The sequence below is a fragment of the Neoroseomonas lacus genome (assembly GCF_014644535.1).
Lineage (GTDB): Bacteria > Pseudomonadota > Alphaproteobacteria > Acetobacterales > Acetobacteraceae > Neoroseomonas > Neoroseomonas lacus.
In genome coordinates, this window is record NZ_BMKW01000014.1 from 123,773 (window position 1) to 137,324 (window position 13,552).

General features: G+C 70.8%; 13 protein-coding genes. 10 read left to right on the forward strand and 3 right to left on the reverse strand.

Features of this window, described 5'->3' with window-relative positions:
* Position 1: 1 nt before the first annotated feature.
* Both IEY36_RS24720 and IEY36_RS24725 read right to left on the reverse strand, forming a co-directional pair.
* The gene (locus IEY36_RS24720) at positions 2-640 is read right to left on the reverse strand and encodes a glutathione S-transferase family protein (RefSeq protein ID WP_188971932.1); all 639 of its coding nucleotides are present in this window, start codon (positions 638-640) and stop codon (positions 2-4) included.
* 4 nt (positions 641-644) lie between these two features.
* Entirely contained in the window at positions 645-863 is a 219-nt protein-coding gene (locus IEY36_RS24725) for a hypothetical protein (RefSeq protein WP_188971934.1), read from the reverse strand.
* Between the two features lie 92 nt (positions 864-955).
* Between IEY36_RS24725 and IEY36_RS24730 the strand changes: the two genes are divergently transcribed.
* Complete coding sequence (locus tag IEY36_RS24730; protein WP_188971936.1) at positions 956-1,303, forward strand: hypothetical protein; 348 nt, start codon at positions 956-958, stop codon at positions 1,301-1,303.
* A 16-nt stretch (positions 1,304-1,319) separates the two neighbouring features.
* On the opposite strand, the gene IEY36_RS24735 is transcribed toward IEY36_RS24730, so the two are convergent.
* Positions 1,320-2,309 carry a Bug family tripartite tricarboxylate transporter substrate binding protein gene (locus IEY36_RS24735; protein ID WP_188971938.1) on the reverse strand — a complete coding sequence of 330 codons (990 nt, stop codon included), beginning with the start codon at positions 2,307-2,309 and terminating at the stop codon, positions 1,320-1,322.
* Between the two features lie 169 nt (positions 2,310-2,478).
* On the opposite strand from IEY36_RS24735, the gene IEY36_RS24740 reads away from it, so the two are divergent.
* The 9 genes from IEY36_RS24740 (at position 2,479) to IEY36_RS24780 (ending at position 13,548) form a co-directional block, all read left to right on the forward strand.
* On the forward strand, positions 2,479-4,248 hold the full coding sequence (locus IEY36_RS24740; protein ID WP_188971940.1) for a glucan ABC transporter ATP-binding protein/ permease: 1,770 nt from the start codon (positions 2,479-2,481) through the stop codon (positions 4,246-4,248).
* The gene (locus IEY36_RS24745) at positions 4,248-4,502 is read left to right on the forward strand and encodes a hypothetical protein (protein ID WP_188971942.1); all 255 of its coding nucleotides are present in this window, start codon (positions 4,248-4,250) and stop codon (positions 4,500-4,502) included. The genes IEY36_RS24740 and IEY36_RS24745 overlap by 1 nt, the downstream gene beginning before the upstream one ends.
* Positions 4,503-4,672: 170 nt before the next feature.
* Positions 4,673-5,104, forward strand: a complete 432-nt coding sequence (locus IEY36_RS24750) for a CBS domain-containing protein (RefSeq protein ID WP_188971944.1) — start codon at positions 4,673-4,675, stop codon at positions 5,102-5,104.
* Positions 5,105-5,607: 503 nt separating this feature from the next.
* A complete protein-coding gene (locus IEY36_RS24755; RefSeq protein ID WP_188971946.1) occupies positions 5,608-6,360 on the forward strand; it encodes an SDR family oxidoreductase in 753 nt (250 codons plus the stop codon).
* Positions 6,361-6,392: 32 nt separating this feature from the next.
* Positions 6,393-6,908: a DUF1003 domain-containing protein gene (locus IEY36_RS24760; RefSeq protein WP_188971948.1), complete on the forward strand. Its 516-nt coding sequence runs from the start codon at positions 6,393-6,395 to the stop codon at positions 6,906-6,908.
* A complete protein-coding gene (locus IEY36_RS24765; protein WP_188971950.1) occupies positions 6,905-7,081 on the forward strand; it encodes a hypothetical protein in 177 nt (58 codons plus the stop codon). The genes IEY36_RS24760 and IEY36_RS24765 overlap by 4 nt, the downstream gene beginning before the upstream one ends.
* Positions 7,082-7,263: 182 nt before the next feature.
* The gene (locus tag IEY36_RS24770; RefSeq protein ID WP_188971952.1) at positions 7,264-8,832 is read left to right on the forward strand and encodes a Na+/H+ antiporter; all 1,569 of its coding nucleotides are present in this window, start codon (positions 7,264-7,266) and stop codon (positions 8,830-8,832) included.
* The gene (locus tag IEY36_RS24775) at positions 8,825-9,013 is read left to right on the forward strand and encodes a hypothetical protein (RefSeq protein ID WP_188971953.1); all 189 of its coding nucleotides are present in this window, start codon (positions 8,825-8,827) and stop codon (positions 9,011-9,013) included. The genes IEY36_RS24770 and IEY36_RS24775 overlap by 8 nt, the downstream gene beginning before the upstream one ends.
* Positions 9,010-13,548, forward strand: a complete 4,539-nt coding sequence (locus tag IEY36_RS24780) for a DUF4011 domain-containing protein (RefSeq protein ID WP_188971955.1) — start codon at positions 9,010-9,012, stop codon at positions 13,546-13,548. Before IEY36_RS24775 ends, IEY36_RS24780 begins: the two co-directional genes overlap by 4 nt.
* Positions 13,549-13,552 lie beyond the last annotated feature (4 nt).

Sequence of the window (13,552 nt, forward strand, 5' to 3'; positions counted from 1 at the left end):
TTCAGGCGAGCACCGCGCCCTCCGGCTGCGCCATGCCTCGCTGCACGGCAGGGCGCGCGCCAACCTCGGCGAACCAGCGCGCGAGATGTGGCGTGTCCGCGATGCGCCGTTCCGCCCATCCCGCCCGCGCCACCCAGGGGAAGGCCGAGACATCCGCCACCGAATAGGTCTCGCCCCCGAGGAATGCCGTCGTCGCCAGGCGTTCATCGAGCAGTCGATAGACGCGATCGACCAGCGCGAGGCTATGCGCCCGCGCCGCTTCCGGCTTCTCCGGCGCCAACTCCGTCCAATGATGCGCCTGCCCCGTATAGGGCCCGAGCGAGGTGAGGGCGACCATCAGCCAGGCCATCACCTCGGCGCGGGCGCGCACCTCGCGCGGCAGCAGGCAGCCCTGCGTCTCGGCGAGGTGCAGCAGGATCGCCCCGCTCTCGAACAACACCAGTGGCGCGCTGCCATCCTCCGAATCCTCGACCAGGATCGGCACCTTGCCATAGGGGTTCAGCGCCAGGATCTCGGGGGCGAATTGCTCGCGCTTGCGGATATTCACCCCGCGCACGGCGTAGTCGAGGCCGCATTCCTCGAGCATCACCGTGACGCGGTTCGAATTGGGCGTCGCCCAGCCGTAGAAGGTCCGCTGCATCGCCTCAGCCCAGCCGGTCGCCGGAGGCGCGCATCGCCTCGGCCCATTTGATGATCTCGACGCGCATGAAGGCCCCGAAGGCGGCGGGCGCGGTGCCACCATCGGTGGTCAGGTTCGGCATCTCGGCGCCGAACTCGGTGAGGCGCGAGCACAATGGCGGTTCCTCGCTGATGGCGTCGACCAGCGGGCGGCGGTCGAGGGTCAAGCGGCGCAACTGGGTCATCTCACCATCTCCCGCGATCGCATCGTGATCTGCTTCATAGCGCCGATCGGGGCCCCTGGCACGATGCGGCCAAACCGGGAAAGGACGAATCGATGGCGTGGGCCTTGGCTGCATTGGCAGGCGCTCTCGGCCTGCTGGCCGTGATCGCTGGCGGCATCGCGGTCGTCGTGGCCAGGGCGGCGCGCCGGTCGTTCGAGGCGGCACTGGCCGACGATTCCGAAGACGGGCTTCGCGCCCGCGGCACCGTTCTGGTCGAGCGTATCCGCAACCCTGCCCTGCGCTGGGCTGTCAACCGCCATACCGGCGCGCTGGCCGGCCGGGTGGCGGTGGGCCTCGTGCGCGACCGGCTGGACACGATGCGCCGGGGCGGGCTGCTGTCGGTCAGCCTCGGCATCGTCGCGGTCGTCCTTGCCATCGTCATCCCCGCGACGATGCGGTAGCCGCGCGCCGTCGACCTCAATCGACGGTGATGTTGCCGCGCCGGACCACCTCGCCCCATTTGGCGATCTCGTCGCGGATGAAGGCATCGAAGGTCGCCGGCGTGGAATAGCCATCCGGCGTCAGGTCCGGCTTCATGCCGCCGAGTTCCTCGATCCGGCGCCACACCGTCGGGTCGGCCAGCGATTCGTTCACCGCCTCGGCGATGCGGTTGATGATGGCCGGCGGCGTCCGCGCCGGCGCGCAGATGCCGAACCAAGCGGTCGCTTCCACCGCCGGGAAGCCGGCCTCGGCCGTGGTCGGCACGTCGGGCAGGGCGGGCGAGCGCGTCTTCGTCGTCACCGCGAGCGGCCGCAGCCTTCCGTCGCGCAAATGCCCGATGACCGATGGCAGGTTGTCCACGCCCACCTGGATGCGCCCGGCGATGATCTCCTGCAGCATCGGCCCGGCGCCGCGGAAGGGGACGTGGGTCATGTCGATGCCCGCGGCCTGCTTCAACAATTCGCCCGTCATGTGCAGCGAGGTACCGACGCCCGAGGAACCGATGTTGAGCTTGCCCGGCTCGCGTTTGGCGAGGTCGACCAACTCGCGCAGCGTGCGCACCGGCAGGTCGTTGTTGACGAAGATCGCGTTCGGCACCTTCACCACCAACGCGACACCGGCAAAGTCTTCCGGCCGGTGCGGCATGCGCGCGCCGTACAGCCCATGGTTGATCGCGCCCGAGGACACGGTCTGCATCAGCAGCGTGTAGCCATCCGGTTCCGCCTTGGCGACGACATCGGCGCCGATATTGCCGCCTGACCCACCCGGCCGGTTCTCGACGACGACAGGCTGGCCGAGCCGGCGCGTCATCGGTTCGGCCATCACGCGCGCGGCGATGTCGGTGGTGCCGCCGGGCGGGAAGCCGACGATGAGGCGGATTGGCCGCGTCGGCCAGGCCTGGGCGAAGGCCGGCATGGCCAGGGCGCTTGCGGCGATGCCGCCCAGAAGGGCGCGGCGTTCGATCATTATTGTTCCTCCCGCGGCCGGCCGAAGCCGACCATACTGTGACGTTACCCGGCAAACCTGACCCGGCACGGCATCGAGATCAACCGTTCCGGTTGGCGCCGATACCGCATGAACGGTAAAGGCATCACTCTGTCGCCAGGCTGTTGGCGACGCTGAAGGGGCTGACCGCATGCGGTTTCTGAGGCTTTACGGGCGCGTGCTCTGGCTGCTCGGCGCCGATCGCCCGTTGGCCTGGGGCTTGGCCGTGGCGGCGCTGGCGATGGCGGGGCTGCAATTCCTGGAACCCGTGCTGTTCGGCCGGGTGGTGGACCTGCTCGCGCGGTCGGAACGGATGGCGCCCGGAATGCTGTGGCAGGAAGCGACGCAGCTGCTGGTGGTCTGGGGGGTGGTCGGACTCGCCGGCATCGGCGCCAATGTCGCGGTCGGGCTGCTGGCCGACCGCATGGCGCATCGCAACCGCCTCAAGGTCATGCACGACTATTTCCAGCATGTGCTGGCGCTGCCGCTCTCCTTCCATGGCGACACGCAGTCGGGCCGGCTGATGAAGATCATGCTGGTGGGCACCGACAACCTGTTCGGTCTGTGGCTCAGCTTCTTCCGCGAGCACATCGTCACCTTCGTCTCGCTCATCGTACTGCTGCCGCTAACCATGGTGATGAACTGGCGGCTCGGCCTGCTGCTGGTCATCCTCGTGGCGGTCTTTGCCGTGGTCTCCGCCTTCGTCATCCGGCGTACCCAGGATGCGCAGGCGAAGGTGGAGGAATTTCATTCACGCCTCGCCGGCAACGCGCAGGACGCGCTGTCCAACGTCGTGGTGGTGCAGTCCTTCACCCGCCTGAATTCCGAGGCGCGGATGTTCGGCGACATCATTCGCCAGGTGCTCGACCACCAGTTCCCAGTGCTGAACTGGTGGGCGATCGTCTCTGTGCTGACGCGCGCGGCATCGACGATCTGCGTCATCGCCATCTTCGTCCTTGGCACCATCCTGCATGTGCGCGGCCAGGCGACGGTCGGCGAGATCGTCTCCTTCATGGGCTTCGCCACGCTGCTGATCGGGCGGATGGAAGGCGCCGTCAGCTTCGTCTCCCACATGGTCTTCGTCGAACCGCGCCTGGTGGAACTCTTCGCCGTGCTCGATGCGCGTTCGACCGTGGCCGAGGCGCCGGACGCCATCGACATCGGCCGGGCCGAGGGACGCGTCGCCTTCGAGGCGGTCGGCTTCGCCTATCCGGGCGGCCCGCCCATTCTGCAGGACGTCGCCTTCACCGCGGCACCGGGGACGACCATCGCGCTGGTCGGCCAGACCGGCGCCGGCAAATCCACCGCCATGGCGCTGCTGCAACGGCTATGGGACCCGTCGGAGGGGCGCATCACCCTCGATGGCCACGACCTGCGCGCGATCAGCCTCGAATCGCTTCGCCGCAACATCGGCGTGGTGTTCCAGGAATCCATGCTGTTCAGCCGCACCATTCGCGAGAACCTGCTGGTCGGCCGCCCCGAGGCGACGCAGGAGGAGATCGAGACTGCCTGCCGCCAGGCCGAGGCGCATGACTTCATCACACGCCAGCCGCAGGGCTACGACACCGTCATCGGCGAGCGCGGCTCGAACCTTTCGGGTGGCCAGCGTCAGCGCCTCGCCATCGCCCGCGCACTGATCAAGAACCCGCCGGTGCTGATCCTCGACGAGGCGACCTCGGCGCTCGATGCCGCGACGGAAGCGCGGGTGCAGAAGGCGCTCTCGGCGCTGATGGCCGGGCGCACCACCTTCATCATCGCCCATCGGCTGTCCACCGTGCGTGAGGCAGACGAAATCCTGGTCTTCGACGGCGGCCGCGTCGTCGAGCGTGGTCCCTTCGCGGAACTGGTCGCGCTCGATGGCCGCTTCGCTGACCTGGTGCGTACGCAGCTTGCCGGCGGTGCGGCGGCGTCGGCGCATTGATGTCGCGCCGCATCCACCCATCCTGGGTCGTGATGGACAGCCTCGAGAACGCCGAGGGCAATCGCTGCGTCGATATTTTTCGCCGTCCCGACGGCAGTTTCGGCTTCGAGGAATTCCGGCGTGACGCCGAGGATCGCGGCGCCTGGACGCCGGTCCAGTACTTCTCCGCCACGCGGCACGACACCAGGCAGGCGGCTCTCGTCGCGGCGCGCCGGGCAGTCCCCTGGCTCGCGGAGGCGGACACCGCTCACTGATCCGCGAAGCGGCGCAGTTCCTTCTTGCACCGTGGTGTTCTCCGCTGGCACGCTCGCCTTCTGGTTGCGCGGACAGGGATCGCCGGACCCCTCGCTTCGCTGCTGCCCCCGGCGCATCCCGCGACCGCGTCCCGCAGGCCCCCCGGCCTGCGGCGGAGGAGGGAGCGGACATGAACATCACGAATATTCTGCGCCACAAGGGGGAGGACGTCTTTTCGGTCGGCCCCGGCGAGGACGCCACGGTGGTTTCGCGCATGCTGTCGCAGCATCGCATCGGCGCCGCACTGGTGCGCGATCTGGCCGGTACGGTGCTCGGCATCATCAGCGAACGCGACATCGTCCGCGCCGTCGCCCGCGAAGGCGCCGCGGCACTGTCGCGCACCGCCCGCGAACTGATGACGGCCGACCTCGTCACCGTCACGCCGGCGACCAGCGTCGCCGAAGGCCTTGCAATGATGACCGAGCATCGCTGCCGGCACCTCCCGGTGTTGGATAACGGCCGGCTGGCCGGCATGGTCTCGATCGGGGATCTGGTGAAAGCGCGTATCGCCGAAGCGGAGCAGGAGGCGGAAAATCTCCGCGCCTTTGTGACGGCCGCGTGACGCGCCACGCTGTCGCCCACTTGGCGCATCCGCTTCGGCCAGGCACCTAGGCTGGATGGCGCGCCGCATCGCCCGCCCCCCACGGTCGGCTTGCGGCGCGGCGTCGGGCATCGCCGCCGAGCCCGAATGCCGCCAGTGACAGGATGGTCAACCTACCGGCTGGCCGAACCCGCCCGGCGGCCGCGCCGCGAGAACCGGATACAACGGACATAGCGGTGGCCCGCGGGACGGCGATCAAGCGCCCGTCGCACCGCCTCAACGCGACCATCGCTCGCCCGGGTATCGGGGCGCTGAGCCGCTTCGCCGGCATGCCCACCCGAACGCGGCGTAACGCACCCGAGCGATGATGGCGACCGGACGCAGCAGCAGCGTCTGGTCGGGCCATGGCCCAGCCTGCGACCCAAGGGCGGGGAACTGCCTTGGTCCGGAACGTCGCCGCGCCATCGCCCGCCACGCCGCGCCGTGTCAGGCTGGCGGCCTCGCCACGGTACGGATCATCTCCCATGGATCTTCAACTCATCGGCAAGGTCGCGCTGGTCACCGGCGCTTCGGTCGGCCTCGGGCGCGCCATCGCCCGCATGCTGGCCGCCGAGGGCTGCCGCCTCGCCGTGCTCGCCCGTCGCCGCCCGCTGCTCGAAGCCATGGCGCGCGACCTGCCCGACTCGGCGACACCCCTCATCATCGAGCAGGACATCACCGCGCCGGACGCCGCGACGCGCATCCGCGATGCGGTGCTCGGCCATTTCGGTCGCTGCGATATCCTGGTGAACAATGCCGGCGGTTCGCGCCCGCAGACCGACCTCGGCACCGACGCGGTGTGGGAGGAGGCGATGGAGCTGAACTTCCAGGCCGGCCGCCGCATCACCCACGCGCTGATCCCCTCGATGCAGGCCAACAAATGGGGCCGCATCGTCAGCCTGACCGGCACCGATGAGCCGTTCTCCATCAATCCCGCCAATGCGCCCAACGGCGCAGTGCATATCTGGTCGAAGGCGCTGTCGCGAGTGCTCGGGCCGGATGGCATCACGGTGAACTGCGTCCCGCCCGGCCGCCTTCGTTCGGAACAGATCGACACCCGCGTCATGCCGACCGAGGAATCCCGCCGCGCCTGGGCCGAGAAGGAAGTACCTGTCGGCTATATCGGCGAACCTGATGACCTGGCCGTGCTGGTCGCCTTCCTGTGCTCGCCGCGGGCGCGCTACATCACCGGCCAGGTGATCCACGTCGATGGCGGCACGCTGCGGTCCAGCCACTGAGGCGCCGGCCCGCGCCGCCGAGGAAGTCCAGCATGTCACGTAGCGCCCACGCCCCGCCGCGCCCCGCTTCCGCGCAGCCGAGCCATATCCGCCGAACCATCGCGCTGGCCCGCCGCCGCCGCAAGAGCGGCCCGCCGCCACCGATACCGATCGGCGCGCGGCTCGCCGACGCGGTCGCCGCCGCGGTCGGCTCCTGGCGCTTCATCGTCATCCAGTCGGCGCTGCTGGCGCTCTGGATCACCGGCAATGCCGTGGTCGGCCGCAGCGCCTGGGACCCATTTCCCTTCATCCTGTTGAACCTGCTGCTGTCCTTCCAGGCGGCCTATACGGCGCCGATCATTATGATGAGCCAGAACCGGCTGTCGGATGTCGACCGCGAGCGCGCCCTGGCCGACTATCAGGTCAATATCCGCGCCGAGGCGGAGATTGCCCTGCTGCATGAAAAGATCGACCTGATGCGCGAACGCGAATTGATGGAACTGACCCTTCTGCTCAAGACGTCGCTGGCGCGCATCGAAAGCCTGGAGAATGGGGGCAAGCCGGCATGATCAACCTTGTGGTGCGCATTATCCTGGCGGCAGGCGGCAGCCTGGCGGCGCTGTTCGTGGCGCGTGACAGCCCCAATTTCGGCGTCGTCCAGGGCATGCTGTCGACCGTGGTGCTGGTCTGCATCGTGCTGATCCTGGTGCTGTGGCGCTGGAGGAAGGAGGAGGAGGAGTAGGGCGCCACCGCGCCGTTCGCCGGCAGCGGACCGCGCGCATGGCCCCGGACGCGTCGCGGGGTGCTGGGCGGTGACAGGCGGCGTGACGGCGCGCACCCCGCAGGCCGCCCGGGACCGGAAACCGCAGCCCGACTCCCATCTGCCGCTTCCCAGGCCGCGCCGGGCTTGGCAGTTTCGCGGCAATGGAAATCGTAGAAGTCCTTCTGGCGCTGATGGCGGCCTGCGTCGCCTTCGCGGTCCTCGCCCGGCGTGCCCGGCTGCCCTACGCGGTGGTGCTGGTGGTCGGCGGCATGGTGCTCGCCTTCATCCCCGGCATGCCGGAGGTGGAACTCGACCCCCAGGTCGCGCTGGCCTTCTTCCTGCCGCCACTGTTGCAGGCCAGCGCCTATCGCACCGACTGGAAGGCCTTCAAGGGCAGCCTGCGGCCGATCCTGCTGCTCGCGGTCGGCGCCGTCCTGTTCAGCGCCTTCTGCGTCGGCGTCGTGGTCAAGCTGCTGATCCCGGGCTTCCCCTGGGCGGCGGCGATCACCCTCGGCGCCATCGTCGCCCCGCCCGATGCGGTCGCCGCCGCAGCCGTGCTGAACCGGCTGCGCCTGCCACGGCGCATCGTGACCGTGCTGGAAGGCGAGAGCCTGATCAACGACGCCACGGCGCTGGTGCTCTACCGCTTCGCGGTGGCGGCCACGCTGGCCGGCAGCTTCTCGTGGTTCGAGGCCGGGTTCAGCTTCCTCGCCCTGGCTATCGGCGGCGGCATGATCGGCTGGCTGGCCGGCTGGCTCGCGGTGCGCGCGGCGCGCCGGCTGCAGGACACGCTGCTCGAGACCGCCTCCTCCTTCATCGCCTGCTTCGCCTCCTTCCTGGCGGCCGAGGCGGTGCATGTCTCGGGCGTCATCGCGGTGGTGACCACGGGCCTCGTGCTCGGCCACGCCCAGCACGCCTTCACCGCCCAGACGCGCCGCGATTCCCGCACGGTCTGGCAGTTCATCGAATTCGTGCTGAACAGCCTGATCTTCATCCTGATCGGGCTGCAACTGAACGGCATCCTCGATCGCCTGCACGAATATCCGAACTGGCACCTGGCGCTGCTTGCCGTCTGTGTCTCGGTGGTGCTGATCCTCGCCCGCTTCATCTGGGTCATCCCGGCGGTTTGGCTGCCGCGGCAGATCCCCTCGATCCGCCGTCGCGACCCGATGCCGCCCTTCAGCCACACCATCATCATCTCCTGGGCGGGAATGCGGGGCGTGGTCTCGCTCGCCGCGGCGATGGCGCTGCCGGTCACCTTCCCCGAGCGCGACCTGCTGGTCTTCCTCGCCTTCTGCGCCATCCTCGCGACGCTGGTGCTGCAGGGCACCACGCTGGAATGGCTGATCCGCAGGCTGGGCGCGGAGGAGAAGCGCCGCACCGTGATGCCGCATGAGGAAGCCGCCGCGCGCACCCTGATCGCCCATGCCTCGCTGCGCGAGATGGAACGCCGGGCGGAGGACTTTCTCTCGGGTGCGATCGCGCAGGACCTCCTGCCCGAATTCCGCGACCGGGTGCGGCTGCTGGACGGCATCAACCAGGGGCCGATCGCCGCCGAGCGCGCCGCGCGGCTCGAACACCGCCTGCATGCGCTGCGCGCCGGGCGCGCCCGGCTGTTGCGCCACCGCGACGAGGATGGGCTCGAAGAGGAACTGATGACCCGCTTGGTCGAGGAACTGGACCTGGAGGAGTTGCGGCTGCGGCGGTTGCTGGGGGCCGCGGATGCGTAGGTCCGTCTGCTTCTACGTGGCGATGCCCGCCATCGCCGCCTTTGCGGTCCTGGCCGGGCTGATGACCTGGCGGGAGGTCGCGATCTTCGTGCTGATCGCGCCCGTCTGGTATCCCAGCGACCGAAAGATCCTCGTCGCCATACCCGGCCTGCACCAGCGGAGAGACCAGGACACGCCATGACCGATCTTCGCCAGGCCCTCGAGGAGGCGCGCCGCGCGCTGCTCGACCTGTCCACCCGCAACCGGCTGCTGTCGCTGCCCAAGCCCGGCCGCTCGCGCGGCGTCGTCATCCTCGATGACGAGGACGCCGATTTCGTCGTGGGCGCGCTCGCCGCCGGCCGCGCCTTCGGCTTCGATTGGCTTGGCGAGGATGCGCCGCCGCCCGGACTGCCGGAACCAGCCGCCACGGGCAAGCCACGCCGCAGCGCCCGGCGTGGAACCAGGGCCGCGGCGAAGGCCGAAGGCATCGGCAGGGCCGACGACACGGTGAGCCGCGAGGAGTGGCAACGCGATACGCAACTTCGCGTCCGCATGTCCGCGAGCGAGTTGACCCGCCGCCTGCGCGACCTGATGACCGATGCCCGCACCGCTCGCGAGGAAACCGGCGTACCGACGCTCTACCTCACCCTCGGCGCACTCATCTGGCGCGACCCCGCGACACCCGAGACCGAACGCCGCGCCCCGCTCGCCCTGCTGCCCGTCACGCTGGAACGCGAGGGCGTCTCCCAGACCTTCCGCCTGCGCGCCAGCGCCAATGAGGTCGCCGAGAACCTCTCCCTGCGCGAGATGCTGAAGGTCAACTTCAACACCGCGCTGCCCGATTTCGACGACACCGCCTACAACCCCACCGCCTGGGCGGAAGCCGTCGCATCGGCCGCGAAGGACCGCCCCGACTGGTCGGTCGACGCCGACGCGCTCGCCCTCGGCCTGTTCTCCTTCGCCAAGTTCCTGATGTGGCGGGACCTCGGCCCGGAGGAAAATCCCGGCCTCGCCGACCACCCGCTGGTGCGCGCCCTGGTTGGCGGCGAGGCGCTGGCGACGCAGCCCACCTTCCCCGACGACGCCGATGTCGATGAGGCGATCCCTGTCGAACGCCTCGATCATGTGGTGGACATGGACGGGTCCCAGGCGCTGGCCGCGGAATCTGTCCGGCGCGGCGGCCATGTGGTGATCCAAGGCCCGCCCGGTACCGGCAAGTCGCAGACCATCGCGACCATCCTCGCCCAGGCGGTGCTGGATGGACGCAGCGTTCTGTTCGTCGCGGAAAAACTCGCGGCGCTGGAAGTCGTGAAGCGGCGTCTGGAGAACATCGGCCTCGGCGCCGCCTGCCTCGAACTGCATTCCGAGAAGCAGTCCAAGCGCGCCGTGCTCGACGAACTGCGCGCCACACTCGCCTTGCCGCCGCCGCCGAAGCCGAACCGCCAGGCGGTGATCGACCGGTTGGCCACGCTCCGCGGCCGGCTGAACCGCCATGCGGCGGCGATGCGCGGGCCGGCCGGCGCCTCCGGCATCCCGCTGCACCAGGTGATCGGCACGCTGGTCGGGCTGCGCCGGCGCGGCCTGCCAGTGCCGGACTTCACCCTCGACGCCGCCGCCTGGGACGGTGCGACCATCGCGGCCAAGCGCGACGCCGTGCGCGACCTCGCCGCCCGCGCAACCGAGGCCGATGGCGCCAACAACCCCTGGCGCGGCGTCACCGCGGACCTCGGCCCGGCCGATGCCGACCGGCTGATGATGCGCCTGCCAGGCTGGATCCGCGCCTTCGCCGCCGCCGGCGCGCAAGCCGGCGGCAGCACCGGCCCGGCCGCCATCGCCAGCCGCCTGCGCTCCGCCGCCGCGCTCCGTGAAGCCCCTGCCCACGACAAGGCGGCGATGGCCAGCGCGGCCTGGCGCGCCGACCCCGCGCCGCTGGTCTCCCTCACCGAAGCCGTCGCCAAACTCGCCATCGCCAGGCGGGATGCACGGTTGAAGCCGGGCGCACTCGACCTCACCGGCCTGGCCGAGGCGCGCGAGACGCTGGCCTCCTCCGGCGGCTTCTTTGGCTTCCTGAATTCAGCCCGCTCCGCCGCGCAGGCCACCGCCGCCCGCGTCGCTCGCGACGGCACCGACCCGCTCGCCGCGCTGGACGCCGCCATCGCCGGCCAGGCGGCGCGCGACCGCGTCCGCAGTGGTAACGCGTTGGGCCAGGCCGCCTTCGGCCGGCTGTGGCGGGGCGAGGACACCGACCCCTCGGCGATGTCCGCCCTGATCCTCTGGCGCCAGAAACACGGCGCCGACGCCGCCATGGCCCTCGCCGCCGAAACCCCCAGCGGCGATGCCGCCACCCTGGAGGCCGCCGCCACCGCCTGGACGGAATTGAAGGAAGCGACCGGCCTCGACCCCGTCACCGCCTTCGGCACCACCGACCCGCCCTTCGCCGCGCTCGCCGACCGCCTCGGTGCCTGGGCCGGCGCGCCCGAGGCGCTGCCCCTCTGGCAGGGCTGGCGCCGTGCCCTGGCCGAAGCGCGCGGCATCGAACCCATCGTCGAGCGCCTGCAATCCGGCCGCCTCGCCCCCGAGGCCGCCGAGGACGCCTTCGCCTACGCCCTGCATGAGGGCCTGCTGCGCGCGGCGACCGCGCTGCACCCCGACCTCGCCGCCTTCGACGCCGCCGCCTATGACCGCTTGGTCACCGAATTCCGCGACGCCGACCGCGCCCGCGTCACGCTGACCCGCTCCGAAGCCGCCCGCGCCCATGCGGACCGCGTAAAGCGGGTGCGCGACGGCGCCCCCGGCATGACCGTCATCCGCGGCGAGATGGAAAAGAAGCGCGGCCACCTCCCGGTGCGGGAATTGCTGCTCCGTGCGGCGCCGGCCGTGCAGCAGGCCAAGCCCATCTTCATGATGTCCCCGCTTTCCGTCGCGCAATTCCTCGCCCCCCCGCACGGCCTGCGCCCCGGCCTGACCTTCGACCTGCTGGTGATGGACGAGGCCTCGCAGATCGAACCCGTCGATGCGCTCGGCGCCATCGCGCGCTGCCGCCAGGTGGTCGTCGTCGGCGACGACCGCCAGATGCCGCCCACGCGCTTCTTCCAACGCATGACAGGCGAGGAGGACGACACGCCGCCCGAGGACGCACCGGAAGCCGTGGCCGCGCGCGACGTCGAATCCATCCTCGGCCTGTGCAATGCGCGCGGCGTGCCCGGCGCGATGCTGCGCTGGCACTACCGCAGCCGCCACGAAAGCCTGATCGCCACCTCCAACGCCGAATTCTACGACAACCGCCTGCTGGTGCTGCCCTCGCCGCGCCCGCGCTCGGCGCTGCTCGGCCTGTCCCTGCTGCGCGTCGATGGTGCCTGGGAGACGGGCGAGGGCACCAACCGCGCCGAAGCCGCCGCCGTCGCCGAAGCGGTGATGCGCCACGCCAAGGAAACCCCCGGCGACACGCTCGGCGTCGCCGCCTTCTCCATCAAGCAGCGCGACGCCATCATGGACGCTATCGAGGCCGCCCGCCGCGCCGACCCCTCCGCCGACGCCTTCTTCACCGACCACGCCGACGAGCCCTTCTTCGTGAAGAACCTCGAGAACGTGCAGGGCGACGAGCGCGACGCCATCATGATCTCGGTCGGCTACGGTCGCGACAAGGATGGTCGCCTCGCGATGCGCTTCGGCCCGCTTTCGGCCGAGGGTGGCGAGCGCCGCCTCAACGTGCTGATCACCCGCGCCAAGAAGCGCTGCATCGTCTTCTCCGGAATCACCGGCGAGGACATCGACACCACACGCGCCTCGGGTCGTGGCGTCGCCGCGCTCAAGACCTTCCTCACCTTCGCCGGCGCCCCGGCCAGCGCCCCGCGCGCCGGCGGGGCGGGCACCGGCAGTGCCATCGCCGACGCCATATCCGAGGCGGTGCGCGGGGCCGGCCGCGACCCGGTGCAGCATGTCGGCCTCGCCGGCCTGTTCCTCGATGTCGCCGCGAAGGGCGAGCAGGGCTACGACCTCGGCATCGAGGCTGACGCCGGCGACTGGTCCGCCCTGCGCTGCGCGCGGGACCGCGAACGCGGCCGCCCCGGCGCGCTCGAGATGATGGGCTGGACGCTCGCCCGTGCCTGGTCTCTGGCCTGGTATGCCCGGCCCGAGGCCGAGGCCGCCAAGGTGATGACCGCCCTCGGTGCCACTCCGGCCGCCGCACCCCCCACCGAGGCGACGGCGCCACCACCCGACCCTGGCCTCGCCGAACCCTATCGCGAGGCCACGCCGGCCATCGCCCAAGGCCCGCTCGACACGCTGCCCGCCGCGACGCTGGCCGCCGCGATCGGCGAGATCGTCGCGGTCGAGGCGCCGATCACCGCCGACAGCCTCGCCGAACGCCTGCGCCTGCTTGCCGGCCGCGACTCCCTTACCGCGAAGGAGAAGGACGCGATCCGCCAGGCCACGACCCTCGCCCGCACCCAGCACGGCGTCATCGAGGCCGCAGGCCTGCTCGCCACTGCGACGACAGTGGTCGCCCCGCGCGACCGCCGCTCAGCCGCCGCCCATCTGCGCCGCGCCGCCGCCGTGCCGCCTGCCGAGATCGCCGCCGCCGCTGAGGCGCTGCTCGCCCGCCGAGGCTTACTGACCGAGGCCGAACTCGCCGCCGCTATCCACGCGCTGCTTGGCCTCGATGCCGGGGCGCAGATGGCCATTGCCGCGCGTCTCGCCGCCCTGGTCGGCGGCGGCACCATCCGGCTGCCGGGCTGACCGC

Bases quoted from the DNA above. Each gene is read 5' to 3' on its own strand.
- IEY36_RS24735 (WP_188971938.1), bottom strand. From the start codon at position 2,309: ATGATCGAACGCCGCGCCCTTCTGGGCGGCATCGCCGCAAGCGCCCTG.
- IEY36_RS24750 (WP_188971944.1), top strand. From the start codon at position 4,673: ATGAACATCACGAATATTCTGCGCCACAAGGGGGAGGACGTCTTTTCG.
- IEY36_RS24725 (WP_188971934.1), bottom strand. From the start codon at position 863: ATGACCCAGTTGCGCCGCTTGACCCTCGACCGCCGCCCGCTGGTCGAC.
- IEY36_RS24765 (WP_188971950.1), top strand. From the start codon at position 6,905: ATGATCAACCTTGTGGTGCGCATTATCCTGGCGGCAGGCGGCAGCCTG.
- IEY36_RS24720 (WP_188971932.1), bottom strand. From the start codon at position 640: ATGCAGCGGACCTTCTACGGCTGGGCGACGCCCAATTCGAACCGCGTC.
- IEY36_RS24745 (WP_188971942.1), top strand. From the start codon at position 4,248: ATGTCGCGCCGCATCCACCCATCCTGGGTCGTGATGGACAGCCTCGAG.
- IEY36_RS24780 (WP_188971955.1), top strand. From the start codon at position 9,010: ATGACCGATCTTCGCCAGGCCCTCGAGGAGGCGCGCCGCGCGCTGCTC.
- IEY36_RS24740 (WP_188971940.1), top strand. From the start codon at position 2,479: ATGCGGTTTCTGAGGCTTTACGGGCGCGTGCTCTGGCTGCTCGGCGCC.
- IEY36_RS24730 (WP_188971936.1), top strand. From the start codon at position 956: ATGGCGTGGGCCTTGGCTGCATTGGCAGGCGCTCTCGGCCTGCTGGCC.
- IEY36_RS24775 (WP_188971953.1), top strand. From the start codon at position 8,825: ATGCGTAGGTCCGTCTGCTTCTACGTGGCGATGCCCGCCATCGCCGCC.
- IEY36_RS24755 (WP_188971946.1), top strand. From the start codon at position 5,608: ATGGATCTTCAACTCATCGGCAAGGTCGCGCTGGTCACCGGCGCTTCG.
- IEY36_RS24770 (WP_188971952.1), top strand. From the start codon at position 7,264: ATGGAAATCGTAGAAGTCCTTCTGGCGCTGATGGCGGCCTGCGTCGCC.
- IEY36_RS24760 (WP_188971948.1), top strand. From the start codon at position 6,393: ATGTCACGTAGCGCCCACGCCCCGCCGCGCCCCGCTTCCGCGCAGCCG.